General features: G+C 53.2%; 18 protein-coding genes. 17 read left to right on the top strand and 1 reads right to left on the bottom strand.

Annotated elements, in window-relative coordinates; genetic code table 11:
- The first annotated feature begins 2 nt into the window (after positions 1–2).
- The 4 genes from cheA (at position 3) to ACLBVC_RS14795 (ending at position 3933) form a co-directional block, all read left to right on the top strand.
- Positions 3–2027 (top strand): chemotaxis protein CheA, encoded by a 2025-nt coding sequence (gene cheA, locus ACLBVC_RS14810; RefSeq protein WP_410150370.1) that lies wholly within the window; start codon positions 3–5, stop codon positions 2025–2027.
- A gap of 84 nt (positions 2028–2111) precedes the next feature.
- Positions 2112–2609: a chemotaxis protein CheW gene (gene cheW, locus ACLBVC_RS14805; protein WP_095922337.1), complete on the top strand. Its 498-nt coding sequence runs from the start codon at positions 2112–2114 to the stop codon at positions 2607–2609.
- A 728-nt stretch (positions 2610–3337) separates the two neighbouring features.
- Positions 3338–3718: a hypothetical protein gene (locus ACLBVC_RS14800; protein WP_410150256.1), complete on the top strand. Its 381-nt coding sequence runs from the start codon at positions 3338–3340 to the stop codon at positions 3716–3718.
- A complete protein-coding gene (locus ACLBVC_RS14795) occupies positions 3715–3933 on the top strand; it encodes a helix-turn-helix domain-containing protein (RefSeq protein WP_410150255.1) in 219 nt (72 codons plus the stop codon). The genes ACLBVC_RS14800 and ACLBVC_RS14795 overlap by 4 nt, the downstream gene beginning before the upstream one ends.
- Before the next feature lie 195 nt (positions 3934–4128).
- Here ACLBVC_RS14795 and ACLBVC_RS14790 read toward each other — a convergent pair whose 3' ends face one another.
- A complete protein-coding gene (locus tag ACLBVC_RS14790) occupies positions 4129–5127 on the bottom strand; it encodes a helix-turn-helix domain-containing protein (protein ID WP_410150254.1) in 999 nt (332 codons plus the stop codon).
- A gap of 114 nt (positions 5128–5241) precedes the next feature.
- Here ACLBVC_RS14790 and ACLBVC_RS14785 point away from each other — a divergent pair, with 114 nt between their 5' ends.
- From ACLBVC_RS14785 to ACLBVC_RS14725, 13 genes are all read left to right on the top strand, one after another.
- On the top strand, positions 5242–6714 hold the full coding sequence (locus ACLBVC_RS14785) for an MFS transporter (RefSeq protein ID WP_410150253.1): 1473 nt from the start codon (positions 5242–5244) through the stop codon (positions 6712–6714).
- A gap of 198 nt (positions 6715–6912) precedes the next feature.
- Positions 6913–7209 carry a hypothetical protein gene (locus ACLBVC_RS14780; RefSeq protein WP_410150252.1) on the top strand — a complete coding sequence of 99 codons (297 nt, stop codon included), beginning with the start codon at positions 6913–6915 and terminating at the stop codon, positions 7207–7209.
- A gap of 8 nt (positions 7210–7217) precedes the next feature.
- Entirely contained in the window at positions 7218–7811 is a 594-nt protein-coding gene (locus ACLBVC_RS14775) for a hypothetical protein (protein ID WP_410150251.1), read from the top strand.
- A 99-nt stretch (positions 7812–7910) separates the two neighbouring features.
- Positions 7911–9605 carry a methyl-accepting chemotaxis protein gene (locus ACLBVC_RS14770; protein WP_410150250.1) on the top strand — a complete coding sequence of 565 codons (1695 nt, stop codon included), beginning with the start codon at positions 7911–7913 and terminating at the stop codon, positions 9603–9605.
- A gap of 129 nt (positions 9606–9734) precedes the next feature.
- Positions 9735–11405, top strand: a complete 1671-nt coding sequence (locus ACLBVC_RS14765; RefSeq protein ID WP_410150249.1) for a methyl-accepting chemotaxis protein — start codon at positions 9735–9737, stop codon at positions 11403–11405.
- Between the two features lie 68 nt (positions 11406–11473).
- Positions 11474–12346 (top strand): protein-glutamate O-methyltransferase CheR, encoded by an 873-nt coding sequence (cheR, locus tag ACLBVC_RS14760; protein ID WP_410150248.1) that lies wholly within the window; start codon positions 11474–11476, stop codon positions 12344–12346.
- Complete coding sequence (locus ACLBVC_RS14755) at positions 12346–13395, top strand: protein-glutamate methylesterase/protein-glutamine glutaminase (protein WP_104922339.1); 1050 nt, start codon at positions 12346–12348, stop codon at positions 13393–13395. The genes cheR and ACLBVC_RS14755 overlap by 1 nt, the downstream gene beginning before the upstream one ends.
- A 47-nt stretch (positions 13396–13442) precedes the next feature.
- Positions 13443–13832, top strand: a complete 390-nt coding sequence (cheY, locus tag ACLBVC_RS14750; protein WP_104922338.1) for a chemotaxis response regulator CheY — start codon at positions 13443–13445, stop codon at positions 13830–13832.
- Between the two features lie 10 nt (positions 13833–13842).
- On the top strand, positions 13843–14487 hold the full coding sequence (gene cheZ, locus ACLBVC_RS14745) for a protein phosphatase CheZ (protein ID WP_104922337.1): 645 nt from the start codon (positions 13843–13845) through the stop codon (positions 14485–14487).
- Between the two features lie 541 nt (positions 14488–15028).
- A complete protein-coding gene (locus ACLBVC_RS14740; RefSeq protein ID WP_104922336.1) occupies positions 15029–15220 on the top strand; it encodes a DUF4762 family protein in 192 nt (63 codons plus the stop codon).
- Positions 15221–15398: 178 nt separating this feature from the next.
- A complete protein-coding gene (locus ACLBVC_RS14735; protein WP_410150247.1) occupies positions 15399–16079 on the top strand; it encodes a DsbA family protein in 681 nt (226 codons plus the stop codon).
- A complete protein-coding gene (locus ACLBVC_RS14730) occupies positions 16079–17026 on the top strand; it encodes an ABC transporter (RefSeq protein ID WP_410150246.1) in 948 nt (315 codons plus the stop codon). The genes ACLBVC_RS14735 and ACLBVC_RS14730 overlap by 1 nt, the downstream gene beginning before the upstream one ends.
- 57 nt (positions 17027–17083) lie before the next feature.
- Positions 17084–19231 (top strand): peptidase domain-containing ABC transporter, encoded by a 2148-nt coding sequence (locus ACLBVC_RS14725; protein ID WP_410150245.1) that lies wholly within the window; start codon positions 17084–17086, stop codon positions 19229–19231.
- Positions 19232–19256 lie beyond the last annotated feature (25 nt).

Below are 19256 nucleotides of genomic sequence, written 5' to 3'. Positions count from 1 at the left end.
GCATGGATATTACTGATTTTTATCAGACATTTTTTGATGAAGCAGACGAGTTGCTGGCGGACATGGAACAACATCTGTTGTTGCTTGATCCGCAAGCGCCCGATATTGAGCAGCTCAACGCGATTTTCCGCGCCGCGCACTCAATCAAGGGTGGCGCAGCGACCTTTGGATTTACGGTTTTGCAGGAAACGACTCACTTACTGGAAAACCTGCTCGACGGTGCTCGTCGTGCTGAAATGAGCCTGAGCACCGACATCATCAACCTGTTTCTGGAAACAAAAGACATTATGCAGGAGCAACTCGACGCCTATAAATCATCCCGGGATCCCGATGCAGACAGCTTTGAATACATCTGTGCGGCCCTGAGACAACTGGCCCTCGACGCGCAACATGAGCGGGAGCCTGCTCCGGATCTTCACGTTGTCGAAACCGCGCCTGACACCGTTGCAAGCCCCGCTGCTCAGGCAGCACCGGCATCGGGCGGCCTGCGCGTGCGCCTCTCCGGTCTGAAAACCCAGGAAGTTCCGGTCATGCTGGAAGAGCTGGGTAATCTTGGCGAAATCAAAGATCCGGTTCAGACCGCAGACAGCGTGGAAGCGACGCTGGTCACCACCGTGACCGAAGACGACATTATTGCGGTGCTGTGCTTTGTGCTGGAACCGGAACAAATCAGTTTCACCCATGCCGCCGCCGCGTCGCCTGCGGTTGTCGACGCGCCTGCCGCGGTGCCTGTTGTCGCGGAAGCCGCTCCAGTTCCGGCCGCACCGCGCTCTGCACCGGTTCTGACCGCTGTGCCGAATAATGAAGTGGCAAAAGCACGGGCACCAAAAGCGCCGGAATCCACCAGCATCCGCGTTGCGGTAGAAAAAGTGGATCAGCTCATCAACCTGGTCGGCGAACTGGTGATTACCCAGTCGATGCTGGCACAGCGCTCTGACTTGTTGGATCCGGTGGTTCACAGCGACCTGCTCAACAGCATGGGCCAGCTTGAACGTAACGCCCGTGATTTGCAGGAATCGGTGATGTCGATTCGTATGATGCCGATGGAATTCGTGTTCAGCCGCTTCCCGCGTCTGGTGCGCGATCTGGCGAGTAAGCTGAATAAGCAAATCGAACTCACGTTGCTGGGCAGTTCGACCGAACTCGATAAGAGCCTCATCGAACGCATTATCGACCCGTTAACGCACCTGGTGCGCAACAGCCTTGACCACGGTGTGGAAACGCCGGAAGTGCGCATCGCCAACGGTAAAGAAGCGACAGGCAACCTGACGCTCTCCGCAGAACATCAGGGCGGCAACATCTGCATCGAAGTGATTGATGATGGTGCCGGTCTTAACCGCGAACGTATTCTGGCGAAAGCCGCGTCGCAGGGCATGAACGTTAATGACAACATGAGCGACGAAGAAGTTGGCATGTTGATCTTTGCCGCCGGATTCTCGACGGCAGAGAAAGTCACCGACGTTTCAGGCCGTGGCGTAGGCATGGACGTGGTGAAAAGAAACATTCAGGAAATGGGCGGTCATGTTGAAATCCATTCCCAGCAAGGTAAAGGCACCACGATCCGCATTCTGCTGCCGCTGACGCTGGCGATCCTCGACGGCATGTCCGTGAAAGTGGGTGAGGAAGTCTTCATTCTGCCACTGAATGCCGTCATGGAATCGCTGCAACCGCTGGCGGAAGATTTGCACCCGCTGGCCGGTGGCGAGCGGGTTCTGCAAGTGCGCGGCGAATATCTGCCGCTGGTTGAGCTTTATAACGTCTTTGATGTTAAAGAAGCGAAAACTGAAGCAACGCAGGGCATCGTGGTGATTCTACAAAGCGCAGGACGTCGCTACGCGTTGCTGGTTGACCAGCTGATTGGTCAGCACCAGGTGGTGGTGAAAAACCTGGAAAGCAACTATCGCAAAGTGCCGGGCATTTCTGCTGCCACCATTTTGGGCGACGGCAGCGTGGCGCTGATCGTGGACGTGTCTGCCTTGCAGTCACTGAACCGCGACAAATTAGCAACGGGCGCCACCGCCGCATAACAAGCAAAGCTTCCGGCGATCTGAACCGTCGCCGGGTGTGAAGAACTCAGGCCGATTTAAAGATAAAAAGCGAAGGTGAACAACATGGCAGGACTTGCAACCGTGTCTAAAATTGCGGGCGAAACGGTAGGTCAGGAATTCCTGATCTTTACTTTAGGCGATGAAGAATACGGCATCGATATCCTGAAAGTGCAGGAAATCCGCGGTTACGACCAGGTAACCCGCATTGCCAACACCCCGGCATTTATTAAAGGCGTCACCAACCTGCGCGGCGTGATCGTGCCTATCCTCGACCTGCGCGTGAAATTCGCTCAGGAAGATGTGATTTACAACGAAAACACCGTGGTGATTGTCCTCAACTTTGAAAACCGCGTGGTCGGGATTGTGGTTGATGGCGTTTCTGACGTGCTGTCACTGAGCCAGGATCAGATCCGTCCTGCGCCGGAGTTTGCCGTCACCATGTCGACCGAATACCTGACCGGGTTGGGTTCGCTGGGCGATCGTATGCTGATTCTGGTGGATATTGAGAAGCTGCTGAGCAGTGAAGAAATGGCGTTGGTTGATTCGGTGACGAAGATCTAAGTCTTTGAACGTCAAGGTCGTGGGCACCGGCCCACACCGGGTTAAGGGGCGTAAACGCGCCCCTTAACAATCCTGCGTTTTTCCCACTGCACGCTGCCGCTGGAACGACGGACATATTCTGCCACAACAGCGGGTGGCGCAAATCTTGCCGCTGCGCGGTTCCTTCTCTCGGTCCTGAAGCCTCAGGTCTTCAGGCCGCTCCGTTCAGCAAGATTTTGAGCGCGCCAGTATCGAAAAAATACCCGTCTCGAAAAAGTGTCAGTCTCGAAAAAATCCTCGCTGTAATTCTTATGTAAAATCATTGGGTTAGTGGTTTTTCTTTGCTCCTCCCCCTGCGAAGGGGGAGGCCGGGAGGGGGTATTAATGCCATCTCTGCAATTCCCTGAAAACCATAAAAACTCTCTGGAAGCAGTATCTCATTCCCGAACTTTGCCCATTTTCTCTGTACGGTTATCCAGCTAAAGTTTGCTCGCTGCGGCAAAATCCGCAGCTGGGCTTAGGAACCCGTTTTTTTGAGGATGACACTTGTCACGGCATGCGTTATCTCTTTGTCTCGGCTTTATAAAGCGGATTGATTACTGCATTATATCGTTGGTGACTCAGGCGGGGCAGCCTTCGGGCTGGTCGGTACTCCTCAAAAATCCGATTCCTAATCCCGTCTGAGTTACCACCCCGAGCTTAGGAACTCTGGTGGTAGCGACTTTATTTATTTTTGAGGAGCTACACAAATGAGCATAACTACCCCCGATTCATGGACGCTCACAGACAGTTGCCGATTACTGGCGAATGCGCTGGTGAATCCACAAAATAATGGCGCACAGGATAGGCTTTGCCTGATGCTGCAAACCCAGCTGATCAACCTTGAAATGGCGTTACGCGAACCCATTCCCGAACCTCGCAAGAATATGGGGATCCCATTCGACGACGGTGTATTTGATTACACCGACGCGGAGCCGGAGGAACTTTGTGATCAATGTTCTGCCCTCAACTTTGCACTGCTGACGCTGCATGATAAGAGAATAAAAGAGATTTTAGCGTTTGTGCTGTGTGAACGTTTCGAGATGCTCCGCTGTTCGCTCTATGCCTACTCTGAGGAGCTTGCAGCATGAACAAAGACTGGCATTCAGCAGACATCATTGCCGCGATTAAAAAGAAAGGTACAACAATGGCAGCGGTATCGCGGGACGCGGGGTTGAGTTCTTCAACGCTGTCGAATGCGTTAACGCGAAAATGGCCGAAAGGCGAGAAGTTGATCGCTGAAACGATTGGTGTACGCGCAGAAATCATCTGGCCGAGCCGGTATAGCGAAACAAAGTATTTGTGAAATTTGTGGCATAAGCAGCTGATTATCCTGAAGGGGTCTTGACCCCTTTATTTTTGGGTTCCGCTAACTAATTGATTTTACGTTGTGTCTTATTAGTGGCTGAGAAAAGGGTTTTAAACAGAATCAGGCGCTAAATCCTGATCCCTCAGGAAATACCTTTAATATCCAACAGTTCACTGTCGTACAGGCATCACTTCAACCCACCAAATCCCTCCTGCTAAATTCTTTCCGCCAGCGTGTCGGTGTGGTGTTAAGCCGTTGCCGGAAGTGGTGGCGCAGCGTTTCGGGTGAACCGAAACCGGCTTGTTCGGCGACGCGCTCAACGCTCATTCTTCCGCTTTCCAGCAACGCGCAGGCTTTTTCCAGCCGCACGGTCAGCATCCATTCTCCCGGCGTGGTGCCGGTCGCATCGTGAAAACGGCGTAAAAATGTCCGGCGACTCATACCGACCTGAACGGCAAGTTGCTCAATGACCATCGGGGTATTGAGATGGCTGCGCAAATCATCCAGCAGCGGCGCAAGCGTTTTGGCCTGTCGCAAGGGTACTGGTTGCTGGATCAGCTGCGCCTGACTGCCTTCGCGCATCGGTGGCGTCACCATCCGCCGGGCAGTGCGGTTGGCGACCTCTATCCCGTAATCGCGACGAATCAGATGCAGACATAAATCGACACCGGCCGCGCCGCCCGCAGAAGTGATAATGCTGCCTTCATCGACGTAAATCATGCCGTGTTCGACTTTCACTTTAGGAAATTGCTGCGCGAGAATATCGGTGCTGTTCCAGTGCGCGGTGGCACGTTTTCCGTCGAGCAAACCGGCAGCGCCGAGCACAAAACTGCCCGCGCAAATCGACACAATCCGCGTGCCGCTGTTGTGTGCTTTTTGCAAGGCTTCAATAAGCCGCGCCGGTGCCGGTTCGTGGACGCTGCGCCAGCCGGGAATGACAATTGTGCCCGCGCCTTCGAGCAGTTCCAGCCCGCCATCCACCACTAAACGGACGCCGCCCTGTGCGCCAAATGTGCCTTCCTCAACCGACGCGACGGAGAGTTCGTACAACGGTTGGCCGGTCAGTTCATCGGCGCGGCCAAACGCCTCGACCGCAGTCCCAAATTCAAACGTGCACAAACATTCATAAGCGAGCAAAACCAGGCGCCGGTTTTGCGGCGCAGAAACGCGTGGGGCTTCGATTTTTTGCATAACAGGTTACCGTCAGTTTGGCATGATCTTGACGATACATGGCATATCCGCTGATTTCCACCGCGTCGCCCATCTTCCATGCTGAAAGCCTCTCAACGTTTGCAGGATTTACGCATGAAAAACACATTGGCACTGATGGCGGTGTGCCTCGCGGCCCTGATGTCAGGGCTGGAAATCTCCAGCGTACCGGTCATCTCGCCGGTTCTTGAAGCGCAGTTACACGCCAGTTTCCGCGAACTTCAGTGGATCATGAACGCGTACACGCTGGCCTGTACAACCGTGCTGATGGCAACCGGCACGCTCGCCGACCGTTTTGGACGTAAACGCGTTTTCATCATCAGTATCGCCGCCTTCGGGCTGACGTCGCTGATGTGCGGATTATCTGGCAGCGCCGCGTGGCTGATTACCGGACGTTTCCTGCAAGGGCTGAGTGGCGGCGCGATGCTGACGTGTCTCATCGCCATTCTCTCCACACAATTTCCGCAGGGCAAGGCGCGCAGTCAGGCTTTCGCCGCCTGGGGAATTACCTTCGGTTTCGGGCTGGGTTTCGGGCCGATTATCGGCGCGCTTCTGGTGGCGTGGCTGAGCTGGCAGTGGGTGTTTCTGGTGCACTTTTTTATCGCGGTGATCACGCTGATTCTGGCATTGAACAACGTGGTGGAATCCCGCGACGGGCAGGTCAGAAAACTCGATCTCGGGGGATTGCTGACGCTTTCGGTGACAGTGATGGGCGCGACGTATCTGATTACGCAGGGGAGTAGTCTGGGCTGGGAAAGCACGCTGGCGCGCAGCATTATTGCCGTAACGGCGCTGAGTGCGGCGCTGTTTGTCTGGACGGAGAAACGTCATCCGCACCCGATGTTTGATTTTTCGGTGTTCCGCATCCGGCCATTTTCCGGCGCGCTGATGGGTTCAGTGGGTATGAACTTCAGCTTCTGGCCGCTGATGATTTATCTGCCGGTTTATTACCAGAGCGGGCTGGGCTACAGCAGCGTGGCGACCGGGTTGGCGCTGCTTGCATACACCTTACCGACGCTGCTGATGCCTCCGCTGGGTGAAAAACTGACCGCCATATTCGGTGCTGCGCGCCTGATCCCGCTGGGGCTGTTCACCATCGGCGCGGGTTTTGTGCTGATGAATATCGCCGTCGTAACACACACCAGCCTGCTGCCGGGCGCACTGATTGCCGGTGCCGCGCTCGGCCTGACCAATACGCCGGTGACGAATACGACAACCGGTTCCGTCCCCGGCGACCGCGCAGGAATGGCGTCGGGCATTGATATCAGTGCGCGGCTTATCACGCTGGCAATCAACATCGCGCTGATGGGAAGCCTGCTGGTCATGGGTATCGCCACCAGCCTGAAAGCATTATTGCCCGCCGAAGAGAATTTATCGGCAATCGCCGAACGCATCGCCGGTGGCAGCAATGTTGCGCTTGCCCACGACATCGCTGCGCAGGCATTGGCGGAAGGTTTTTCCGGCGTATTACTTTACGGCGCGATCGGTGTCTGGGTACTGGCGCTGGCGAGTTATTTGCTGTTTAACGTCCGGGGTAGGCGTAAAGCCGAATCTTGCGAGCCGTACTGACTTTAAAGATCAGCGCTGCTGAACGTGCATCGCATTTTTGCGTAACGCCTTCCATTTGATTGAAAAACAATCATTTAGCCGATGCTTTTTTTTGTCAGATAGGGTGTTATCCGCCCGTAATACGGGGCCTCACGGATATCAGCGTGGTGCAAAATGAGAGTTTGATTAAGTACGACAACTGGCGTACATTGAGGCCACATGAGTTTCAGAGAGATCAAATGGAAGGTGATCGAGTGTTTAAAGAATGGAAATATTGAATTTGAGGCAAGGCGTGAAATTCATCTCAAGAATTTATTAAGTACGGGTGATATCTCGCCCTTTGAGGTGGCTGCGTTAATCGGCAGGGCATCCGGGGATAACCATCAGGTTCGTCCCTATCATTTCGACAGCAGCATTGATGTCCACATTATCACCGTCATGAGTGCCGGAGTTCACTGGTACATCAAATGGTATTTCACAGACCCAACCAGCGTTTTTATCAGCGTTCATCATTAAGGGAAATTATGATTATTTATAAAGTAGGGGATGAGAAAAAGGCCGTGTGCGGCGTTTGTGAGGCTTTACGGACGGTGAGCTATCAGCTGCGCGATGTGCCGTTTGATGACGGCAGCGGGATCGTCAAAAATATCATCGCGGGCGTGTGTAAAACCTGCGGCAACGTTGCGGTGATCCCTTTTCAGTCCGTGCCCGCCATTAAAAAGCAGCTTCAGGTACAACGCAAAGCTGTGGAAAGCCGTGTGCCTGCGCACATGATCGACCTGTTAAATCTGGCGAGTGCGGAGTTAGGTGCCACGCCTGACTTTGTGCCTTTGCTGCTGAAATATTATATTCATCAGCTGGCCTCAAACCCTGAGGCCGCAGTGCGTCTGGTGACTTTGCTGACCTCAGAACTGGCGACCGGTCTGGCCAATAAACGTCTTTCGCTGAAGGGGCGTGAAATTGGTAATGATATTGAAAAACTCAAAGGCCTCTCCCAAATCGACAACACCACCGAATTACTGAAAGGCGTGGTGCTGATGATCCACAACGATCTCCTGGTCGAGCCTGATGCGCAGCGCATCGCGCTTTTAAAGAGTTTTGTTGCCACCGTCGCCTGATCCCATTCTCCCCCAAAATCTTTTGAACCCGATCACATAAAGTTCCCTCCTTTTCTGCCGATAACCATTCCAGATATTTCCCATTTAAAAAGGAACAACATGTTCAACCGTATGAAAGTGGTCACGGGTATCGTGATCTTACTGGTGGTCTTCGGTGCTTTACAGTTGGTATCCGGCGGCCTGTTCTTTAAATCCTTAAAGACAGACAAAGACAATTTCACCACTTCGCAGCAGATCCGTTTGCAACAGGCGGAATTCAACGCCAGCTGGATTTACCTGCTGCAAACCCGCAACACGCTTAACCGTGCGGGTATTCGTTTCATGCTTGACGCTAACCAGATGGGTAGCGGTGCGACGGTAAAAGAACTGATTGATACCGCGACGAAAGATCTGCAAATCGCTGATCAGCATTTCGCCAACTATCAAAAAATTCCCGCTGATGCCAGCCAGAATCCCGAATACGCGGCAGACGCTAAAAAACAATATCAGGTTCTGCACGACGCGCTTTCTGAGCTGATCGAACTGATCGGTCTGGGCCGTATCAATGATTTCTTCGAACAACCGACGCAGCAGTATCAGGACAACTTCGAAAAAGCTTTCGTCACGTATATCGATCAGAACGATCGCCTGTACAACGACGCCGTAAAAATCAGCGAAAACTCCTTCACTCACGCGATGTGGATGCTGGGAACCGTGCTGGCCGTACTGGTTATTTTCATGGTTCTGGCGTGGTTGGGTGTGCAGAGAATTCTGGTCCATCCGCTGAAAAATATCGTCATTACCATCCGTAAAATTGCAACTGGTGACCTGACGCACGAAATAGTCGTGAAAAGCCGTAATGAAATCGGCCAGCTTGCCGATAGTCTCAAGTACATGCAGGACGAACTGATCCGTACCGTATCCGGCGTGCGTCACGGCGCAGACGCTATTTACAGCGGGGCGAGCGAAATTTCCGCCGGTAACAGCGATTTGTCTTCGCGTACTGAGCAGCAGGCGTCCGCGCTGGAAGAAACGGCAGCGAGCATGGAACAGCTGACCGCGACGGTGAAACAGAACGCCGAAAACGCTCGTCAAGCCAGCCAGCTGGCGCTTAGCGCGTCTGAAACTGCACAGAAGGGCGGGAAAGTGGTGGCAAACGTTGTCGATACCATGAATGACATCGCCAGCAGCTCGAAGAAAATCACCGACATTACCGGTGTGATCGACGGGATTGCGTTCCAGACCAACATTCTGGCGCTGAACGCCGCCGTTGAAGCCGCCCGCGCAGGGGAACAGGGCCGCGGATTTGCGGTAGTCGCCGGTGAAGTTCGTACGCTGGCGCAGCGCAGCGCGCAGGCAGCAAAAGAAATTAAAGGGCTGATTGATGATTCTGTCAGCCGCATTAATACCGGTTCAGTACTGGCCGAAAGTGCCGGTGAAACCATGCACGACATGGTGAACGCCGTCACACGTGTGACCGACATTATGGGCGAAATCACTTCGGCTTCTGATGAACAGAGCCGCGGGATCGAACAGGTCGCACAGGCCATTACTGAAATGGATCGGGTGACGCAGCAGAACGCCTCACTGGTTGAAGAATCCGCGTCCGCTTCGGCGGCGCTGGAAGAGCAGGCCAGCCTGCTGACGCAATCTGTGGCGGTGTTTACGCTGAGTCAGACCGCAAATAACAGCGTGCGCCAGAACCCGGGCACTTCGGCAAGGCTGCCTCTGTTGACTCCGAACCTTTCAGGTTCTAAAGCCGGTTCAGGTGGAGCGCAGAGCACAGATTTAACCGAAAACTGGGAAACCTTCTGAGTACGTAATATTCATCGCTACCCGAAATAGCGAGGTTTGCAGGCAGGCGGCAACGCCTCTGCAGACCTCAATATGAAGGGATATAAGAAAGAGGGTGACGGTCAGGGCTGTCACCCAACGAGGTTATCCATGTTTAAGCACATCCGTGTGTCCACCTGCATGTTTTTGTTGTTGTTAGTGTTTTTCGTTATGCAACTGGTCAGCAGCGGTTTATCGCTGCAAGCTGCCCACACGGATAAATTGAATTTTGAGCAGATATCCAACACCGCCGCACAGCGTGATGCGCTCAGCCAGACCTGGTCATATTTGCTGCAAACCCGTAATACCCTGAACCGCGCGGCAACGCGTCTGGCGCTGAAACAGCCGCAGGACACTGTGACGCAGCTGATGGGTGATGCAAAAAACAGCCTGAAAAGTGCTGAAGATTCCTACGCCGCTTTCCTGGCTCTGCCGCGCAGAACTGAAAAAGCCGCGGAACTGACGACCGTGAATAAAGCCAGCTACGAAGCCCTGCACGGTATGTTGCAGGTTCTGATTGATTCGTTATTGCGCGGCGACATGGACGGATTCCTCGCCAGCCCGACGCAGAAATATCAGGATTTGTTCCAGAAAGAAGTCGGTAATTACACCGCTTATGTGGGCGGGCGTTTCCAGCAGGCGCAAACGCAGACTGCGGATTCTTATCAGAGCGTGATGATCAACACCACCATCGTCACTGTGCTGTTGCTGCTTCTGACGGCGTTGGCGCTGGTCGTGACCCGTCGCATTCTGTTCACTCCGCTGACCATCATGCGAGGCCATTTTGACCGTATCGGTGCCGGTGATATCTCCGCGCACATCACGGTAGAAGGGCGCTACGAAATTAAAGTGATGCTCGAAAGCCTGCAACAGATGCAGCAGTCGCTGGCCGAAACTGTCCGCACCGTGCGTCACGGCGCTGACACCATGTTCTCCGGCCTGAAAGGTATCTCTTCAGGGAACACCGATTTGTCTTCCCGCACCGAGCAACAGGCTTCGGCGCTGGAAGAAACCGCCGCCAGCATGGAAGAGCTGACCGCAACCGTGAAACAGAACGCCGAGAACGCCCGTCAGGCGACGCAGCTGGCACGTGATGCGTCAAATACCGCGGAGAAGGGCGGCGAACTGACCGGCAACGTGGTGAAAACCATGAATGATATTGCCGGAAGCTCGAAGAAAATCAGCGCAATCACCAGCGTCATTGACGGCATTGCCTTCCAGACCAACATTCTGGCGCTGAACGCCGCAGTAGAAGCGGCACGTGCCGGTGAGCAGGGGCGCGGATTTGCGGTGGTAGCCGGTGAAGTTCGCAGCCTGGCGCAGCGAAGTGCGCAGGCGGCCAAAGAAATTAAGGCGCTGATTGATGAATCTGTCAGCCGCGTCAGTCAGGGTTCCGTTCTGGTGGAATCCGCTGGTAACACGATGGACGATATCGTGCGTGCTGTGACCCGCGTCACCGACATCATGGGCGAAATCGCCTCGGCGTCAGACGAACAAAGTCGCGGTATCGAACAGGTGTCAATTGCCGTGACCCAGATGGATCAGGTGACTCAGCAAAACGCCGCGCTGGTGCAGCAGGCCGCAGCCTCAACACACGCGCTGGAAATTGAATCTGAAAACCTGACCCGTGCAGTATCGGTGTTCCGCCTTGCGTCGACTGGGGGCGTATCGCAACGATTCACTGGCCAGACGCAGGCCTTTACACCACGCCAGGTGGCCCAGCCCGCGTTACTTCCGGCAACCGCACAAGCGGGGACGGCGGATAACTGGGAAACCTTCTGACAGGTCAATCTGAATGAAGCGTCAATTGGGTTTCCGTATTACCACCTGTCCTTTAATGGAGCTGCACCATGAATCAACCAGGCTCGCCAATGAGTACTGATAACTCTTCGATCATGGCACAGATGATCCAGCGGTTACCGCTGTCAGATACGCATTTCCGCCGGATCAGTGAGCTGATTTATCAGCGTGCGGGGATCGTGCTGGCAGACCATAAACGCGAAATGGTCTACAACCGCCTGGTCCGGCGATTGCGGATCCTCGGGCTCAATGATTTCGGCAGTTACATGGCCTTGCTGGAAAGCGACAGTAACAGCCCCGAGTGGCAGGCGTTTATCAATGCGCTGACCACCAATCTGACGGCGTTTTTCCGTGAGGCGCATCACTTCCCGATTCTGGCGGAGCATGCCCGTTCACGTCCGAACAATTACAGCGTCTGGAGTACGGCGGCATCGACCGGTGAAGAGCCGTATTCCATCGCCATGACACTCAGCGAAGCGCTGGGGGCGAAGATGGCAAACTGCCGTATTCAGGCCAGTGATATCGACACGCAGGTGCTTGAAAAAGCGACGGCGGGCGTCTACCGGCTGGAAGAACTGCGTACGCTCAGCCCGCAGCAGTTGCAGAAATTCTTCCTCAAAGGCACCGGCCCGCACAGTGGCCTGGTGCGTGTGCGTCCCGAGCTGGCGCAGATGGTGGCTTTCCAGCAGCTGAATTTGCTGGCGAGCCAATGGCAGTTGAACGGGCCGTTTGATGCAATTTTCTGCCGCAATGTGATGATTTATTTCGATAAAGAAACACAGGAGAAAATTTTACGCCGATTTGTTCCGTTACTTAAACCGGGTGGCCTGATGTTTGCCGGACACTCCGAAAACTTCAGCCAAATCAGCCGGGAATTTTATTTGCGCGGCCAGACTGTCTACGGCCTCGCCAAGGAGAGGTAATGAATAAAATCAGAGTGTTGAGCGTCGATGACTCGGCGTTAATGCGTCAACTGATGACAGAAATTATCAACAGCCATCCGGATATGGAAATGGTGGCGACTGCGCCGGACCCGCTGGTCGCACGCGATCTCATCAAGAAATTCAATCCGGATGTTCTGACGCTGGATGTCGAAATGCCGCGCATGGACGGCCTGGATTTTCTGGAAAAACTGATGCGTCTGCGCCCGATGCCGGTGGTGATGGTGTCGTCGCTAACCGGCAAAGGTTCGGAAATCACGCTGCGCGCACTGGAGCTGGGGGCGATTGATTTCGTCACTAAACCGCAGCTGGGTATCCGCGAAGGGATGTTGGCGTACAGCGAAATGATTGCCGATAAAATTCGTACCGCATCAAAAGCGCGTCTGAACAAAAACGTCAACATCGAGCAGCCGCGCATTCTCAGCCATACGCCGCTTCTGAGCAGTGAAAAACTCATTGCTATCGGGTCGTCTACCGGCGGCACCGAAGCGATTCGTCATGTGTTGCAGCCGCTGCCGCCGACCTGTCCGGCGCTGATGATTACGCAACATATGCCACCGGGTTTTACCCGCTCTTTTGCCGACCGTCTTAACAAACTGTGTCAGATCACTGTGAAAGAGGCCGAAGACGGCGAGCGCGTTCTGCCGGGCCATGCGTATATCGCCCCAGGCGACAGACATATGGAACTGGCGCGCAGTGGCGCCAACTATCAGGTTAAGTTGAACGACGGTCCGGCGGTGAACCGCCATCGTCCGTCGGTCGACGTGTTATTCCGTTCGGTGGCGCAGTATGCCGGACGCAATGCCGTTGGGGTGATCCTGACGGGAATGGGCAATGACGGGGCCGCCGGCATGCTGGAGATGCACCGCGCAGGGGCGTATACCCTTGCACAAAACGAAGCCAGCTGTGTGGTATTCGGTATGCCTCGTGAGGCTATCGCGACCGGTGGCGTAAACGAAGTGGTGGATCTCAGTCAAATCAGTCAGCGGATGCTGGCACAAATATCAGCCGGTCAGGCATTACGTATTTAATTTTTCAGCCTCGCGGCTTAGCACCAAACCTTAGGAGTAGATAAAACATGGCCGATCCAAATCTGAGATTTCTGGTAGTTGACGATTTCTCTACCATGCGTCGCATCGTGCGCAACCTGCTGAAAGAGCTGGGCTTCAACAACGTTGAAGAGGCGGAAGACGGTGTAGATGCACTGAACAAACTGCGTGCCGGTGGTTTTGACTTCGTGGTTTCCGACTGGAACATGCCCAACATGGACGGTCTGGACCTGCTGAAAACCATCCGCGCTGATGGCGCATTAGCCAAACTGCCGGTGCTGATGGTAACGGCAGAAGCGAAGAAAGAAAACATTGTGGCAGCCGCACAGGCCGGTGCCAGTGGTTATGTTGTGAAACCTTTCACTGCGGCCACCCTGGAAGAAAAACTGGGCAAAATCTTCGAAAAACTGGGCATGTAGGAGCTGATTTATGGCAGAGATACCAATGCCTGCAAATGATGCGGCAACCGCGGGCGAGATTATCGCCCGCATTGGGCAACTGACCCGTATGTTGCGTGACAGCATGCGTGAACTTGGCCTGGATCAGGCCATTGCTCAGGCGGCTGAAGCCATTCCTGACGCGCGCGACCGTCTCGATTACGTCGTCACAATGACCGCTCAGGCCGCAGAACGCGCCCTGAACAGCGTTGAAGCCGCACAGCCACGCCAGAACAAACTGGAGTCTGGCGCGAAAAAGCTGGATAAGCGCTGGGATGAATGGTTCGAGAACCCGATTGAATTATCGGATGCGCGCGAACTGGTCACGGATACCCGCAGCTATCTCAAAGAAGTCCCTGAGCACACCAGCTTTACCAATGCTCAGCTGATGGAAATCATGATGGCGCAGGACTTCCAGGATCTGACCGGTCAGGTGATCAAGCGCATGATGATCGTGGTTCAGGAAATTGAAAATCAGCTGCTGATGGTGCTGATGGAAAACATTCCTGAGCAACAAGTTAAAGCCAAACGTGAAAACGATAGTCTGCTTAACGGCCCGCAACTCGACGCCAACGGCGTCGGTGTTGTCGCTTCGCAAGAACAGGTCGACGACCTGCTGGATTCGTTAGGTTTCTGATGTTCAGAATGTTTGCCCGTCCGCTTTCAAAATTCAGAAGGCGGATGGGAAAACGTCTCTCCGAGCTGCATTTCTCTCCTGTTCCCGCCATTTTTCAGCCAACGAAGTCAATTAAGTGATTTTGTCAGATTTATTTTAAAAAAAATTTACGTCACAGGATCCTGTACTCCTATTCTTATCTGAGAAAAATCCTGGAAACAAATTAATCCAGATCTGTCTCAGGGGGAGGAGGAAATTATCCGTTATCTTTTGCTCCTAATATTTAATAAGAAATGTCCTGCATCTGCTGTGGGTCGCCGGTAAATATTGGGTGGAAAGTCGCCTTTGGGGTGTATTGCCCAATTAAAAAACCGTCGCTACAATACGCCGCATTCGCAACTGGGCTGACGGGAAATAATAATTCCATCAGACGGTTGTGAATTATGGAAATATACAACTGTATTTTCCTGTGCCGGGCAAAAACTGTTTTTTATAAATATTATGTTTATAAAGTAAGTCACGCTCAATTAACTCTTAACAGGTACTTAAATAAGGATATCACATGAAAAAGATCAACATGACTGAAGCAAGCACAATCGTTGGCGGCACCACTACTTGCGTTAACAGCTTCGAACTGAACCTGGTGGGTAATGCCACAGTTTGTAACGCTGTTAAAACTTGTACTGACAAAAACGGCGTTGTGACTAAAACCTTTACTGCTGCTGCAATCATCAACTGCGGTAGCGTAGGCTGAGAGTAAATTCTCTCTCTGTAAGTTGGAATAAATCCAGGTAGTCATATTTATTCTGACCGGGCGTTGTATTGCAGTAATGCAACGCCCACCTGGCTCCTGTGAAATAATCACAATTGAACGTATTTATTAACAGGGAGCCATCAAAGCATCGCGTTAATTTTCAGGATGAAAGCCTCCCATGAAAAAAAGAATTCTCCCCATTCTGGCTTATACCGTTTTTGTAGCGGTTATTTCAGCGCTTATTACTACCGCCTGGTTCCATTATTTCGTCTTGAACCAGAATAGCGGCAGCCCGGAAGAACAGCAGGTTCTGACTTCCCTGAGCGCCGACAAATTATCAAAAAGTCCGATCAAAGACGGGCAGGATATTATCGAAATTTTCTCTTACGGCTGTCATTTCTGCGCGCTGAATGAAAAGAACGTAGAAGCGCTGGAAAAGCGTATGCCGGAAGGTAAAAAGCTGGTGCGCCTGCATTTCAGCCTCGACAATCAGGGCGGGCTGGCACGTTTTGCGCCGGTATTTGCGACACTTCAGGTTATGGGCATTGAAGAGGCACACCGTGAGAGTGCTTATGAAGCCGTGCTCAAAAACAAAATTGATTTAGGTGATGCAGAGAAACGCACTGCGTGGCTTCAGGAAAACAAGATCAGCGTTGATGAATATAATAAAGTCAGCCAGACACCTGAAGTGAAAGAACTGCTGGATTACATGACGAAAGTCACTCAGTACTACGATATTAATGCCACGCCGATCTTTATTGTGAATAAAAAATGGGTTGCTATTCAGGATCGCGAGTTCCCGGCGTTCTCTGATAATTTGCTGTCACTATTAGAGCATGACAAGGCGCTGGAGAAATAATGAAATTCTTCGCCCTGTGGTGCGCTCTGTTTTGGAAAAACCTGTCGGTCAGGCTGATGTGGTTTTTCTATAAACTCCGGCTTATCGGTTACAGGGCGCATTGTTTGTTATTTCGTCACATTGATTACCGTATTATTTTTAGTTTGTCGCGGTTCGGGCGCTTTCTGGGGCTGACGCCGCGCACGGTAAAACTGCGTGCTGCGGTCGCCCATTCGAACAGGAAGTGCCTGCTTGATGATAAAAAGACGTTTAATTATATCTGGCAAACCCGGCGTCGCGAGCTGCTGATTCAGGCGGTGACGTACGGGCAAAGCCGCCGTGCGTTGCGCGAACTGGCGGCCTGTTCGGCGGCGCTGAACGCGGTGGTTGAGCCATTGCAGCGCGCCGGGCAGCCGGTCATTCTGGCGCCGCTGCATATGGTGTCAGACGTGCTTTCTACCATGGTGGGCGCGGCGGCCTATCCGGGAAAAGCAACGGTCATCACATCAAGAAGCGCCAATGCGCATGATGAAGCTGAACGGCAGCTGGGCGGCGTCGATCTGACCTACTGTTCAATTCATGACAATAACAAAACCCTGGCGGGCAACATGATGACGTCGGTAATGGAAGCGGCTGAAAATAAGCGAAATATTATTCTCTTTCCTGACATTACACCTGATTTCACCAATTTTGCGAGCAAGGATAAAAGTGAAAAGTTTCCGTGCCGGATATTTGGTCGTCCGGCCCATCTGCACAGCGGAATTATTCGTCTGGCAAGAATGATGTCGGCACAGGTCGTCTTTTATCATCTCTATTATGATAAAGGATTGAAAATAGCGGTGCATGAACCGGTGCCGGCCAAAAAGCTGAAAACTGAAATGCCGGGAATTATTGAACGAAGTATAAGCGAACATTCCACTGACTGGATGCTGTGGCATTCACACTCACTCTTTTTTATTAATGAATAAACCAAAGTGCGTGCAGGAATATTACTGATAAGAATAGGATGTTGAGGTCGTTTGTTTATGGATAATATTATTCCCAGACTGGTTTATCAGGCTGAAACCAATGAATGTGCACTGGCCTGTATTTCCATGCTGGCCGAAACGCAGGGCATTGACGCGCCGCTTGATGCGCTGCGTGAACGTTTCCCCGCTTCGGCCCACGGCACCGCGCTGTCCACGCTTTGCGACATTTTAAATGAACTGTCGATCCCTGCGTATCCTGTTGCGTTCGATCTGGAAGAGTTGTCCGAACTGCCGCTGCCGGCGATTTTGCACTATGGCGCGAGTCACTATGTTTTGCTGGCTTACCGGCAGGGCAGTTACGTTTGCGTAATGAACCCGGCGATTGGCGAACAGCTTTTGCCGGTGGCGGCGTTGAAATCTGAAATCAGCGGCTATGCGCTGGTGCTCGATAAAGACGCCGCAACGGCAAAACCCGTCGCCGAAAAGGTGCAGAAAACCCGCCGTTTCCGTGCGCTAGAATGCATGAGCCTGAAAGAAACCGCGGGTATTCCGGGCATTTACAGCCTGATGATGCTGGCTTTCCTGGTATCCCTGACGTTGTTTATCATGCCGGTGATGGTCAGTAGCGCCATCAATAATGTGTTCTCGTCCGGCGGGAAAACCGATTTCCCCTACTTCTACTATCTGCTGGCCTTCGTGATTTCAACGCTGCTGGCTTTTGCCGTGCGCAGTGTGACCGAGCGGTTCATCAAGCGCTTCGTGGTGATGCAAAGTGTCAGCGGTTTTGCGCGGCTGATGACGAATTCTCTGGCCTATTTTGAGAAACGCAGCCCCGGCGAAATCTACAGCCGTTTCTCTAACTGGCAACTGGCCGCCGCCCGAAAAATCGAGCTGGACAACGGCCTGCGCGTGAACTGGATTGTCGGCGCAATTGCGCTCGGCGTGATGTGTTACATCAGCCCGATGCTGGCCGCCATTTCTGCGGTGGGCGTCACCCTGATGGGGCTGGTCAGCGTCTGGGCCATTTTCCGCGACCGTTTTTACACCCAGCAAATTCAGGTAAAAAGCGCGGAGCAGAGTGATTTCCTGCTCGAAACCATCCAGGGTTTTGCCACGATAAAATCGGCAGGGCTGAGCAGCCAGCGTCAGGGCGTTTTTGCCGGATACGCGCTGTCGCTGTTTGACTGCCGCCAGAAGCAGAACGTTTACGAGCAGGTCAAAAGCAGTTTGTATCAGCTGATCGGCAGCCTTGAAATGGTGTTTTTCATGCTGCTGGCGCTGCCGCTGCTGAAAGATAACCTGATTTCTCTCGGTGAGTTTTTCGCTTACAGCTTTGTGCGCCAGATTTTTACCGCGTACATCACGCAGATTTTCTTCTCCGTTTTGCAGAAAAATCAGCTGCACGTCATCGATACCCGCGCGAAGGATCTGTTCCCGTCCGCGCCGGTCAGCGAAGAAGGGCACAGCGAGACGCTGCCACCGGTGGCGCATTTCAGTCAGCAACTGACTTACCGCGATATCTGTTTTGCCTATGAACCCGGCAAACCGGTGCTGGAAAATCTGTCGATGATGCTGCGTCGCGGCGAAGCACTGGCGATCGTCGGGCAAAGCGGCGCGGGCAAAAGCACGTTGCTAAAAGTGATCACCGGGCTGATTGAACCGCAGTCAGGCGAAATTCTGGCAGACGGTCAGCGGGTGAGCAGCCGTCAGGCGCAGAAACTGTTCTTCCTGCAAAGCCAGGAGGACATCTTGTTCAATGCCTCGGTGGTTCAAAACATCACGCTGTTTGATCCCCATTTTGATGCACAAAAACAGCTGCGCGTTGATCAGGCTTTGCAGGGGCTGAACCTGACGGACGTCATTGACCGTCTGCCGGGAAAACAAAATGCGCTGATCCGCGAAAGTCATCCGGCGTTATCCCTCGGCCAGCGGCAGCGGCTAATGCTGGCGCGAGCGATGTACAGCAATTGCCCGGTGCTGGTGCTGGACGAACCGACGGCGAACCTGGATGAAGTCACCGCGTTGCAGGTCATGCACACCCTGATTGAACATTGCCGCCAGTATCAGAAAACGCTGATCACCGTCACGCACAGCGAAACCACCCTGACGCTGTTTGACCGCATTTGCCGGATGGACCAGCGTCGCGTGGAAGCTTACGGTGCCGCGGCTGGCAGCCACCGAATCGCTCAGGGAGAAGAGGCGTGATGTCCGGATTAACAAAAATAAATAC

This window comes from Rahnella selenatireducens, from assembly GCF_046449555.1.
Lineage (GTDB): Bacteria > Pseudomonadota > Gammaproteobacteria > Enterobacterales > Enterobacteriaceae > Rahnella > Rahnella selenatireducens.
This window is presented reverse-complemented; position numbering and strand designations above follow the sequence as displayed.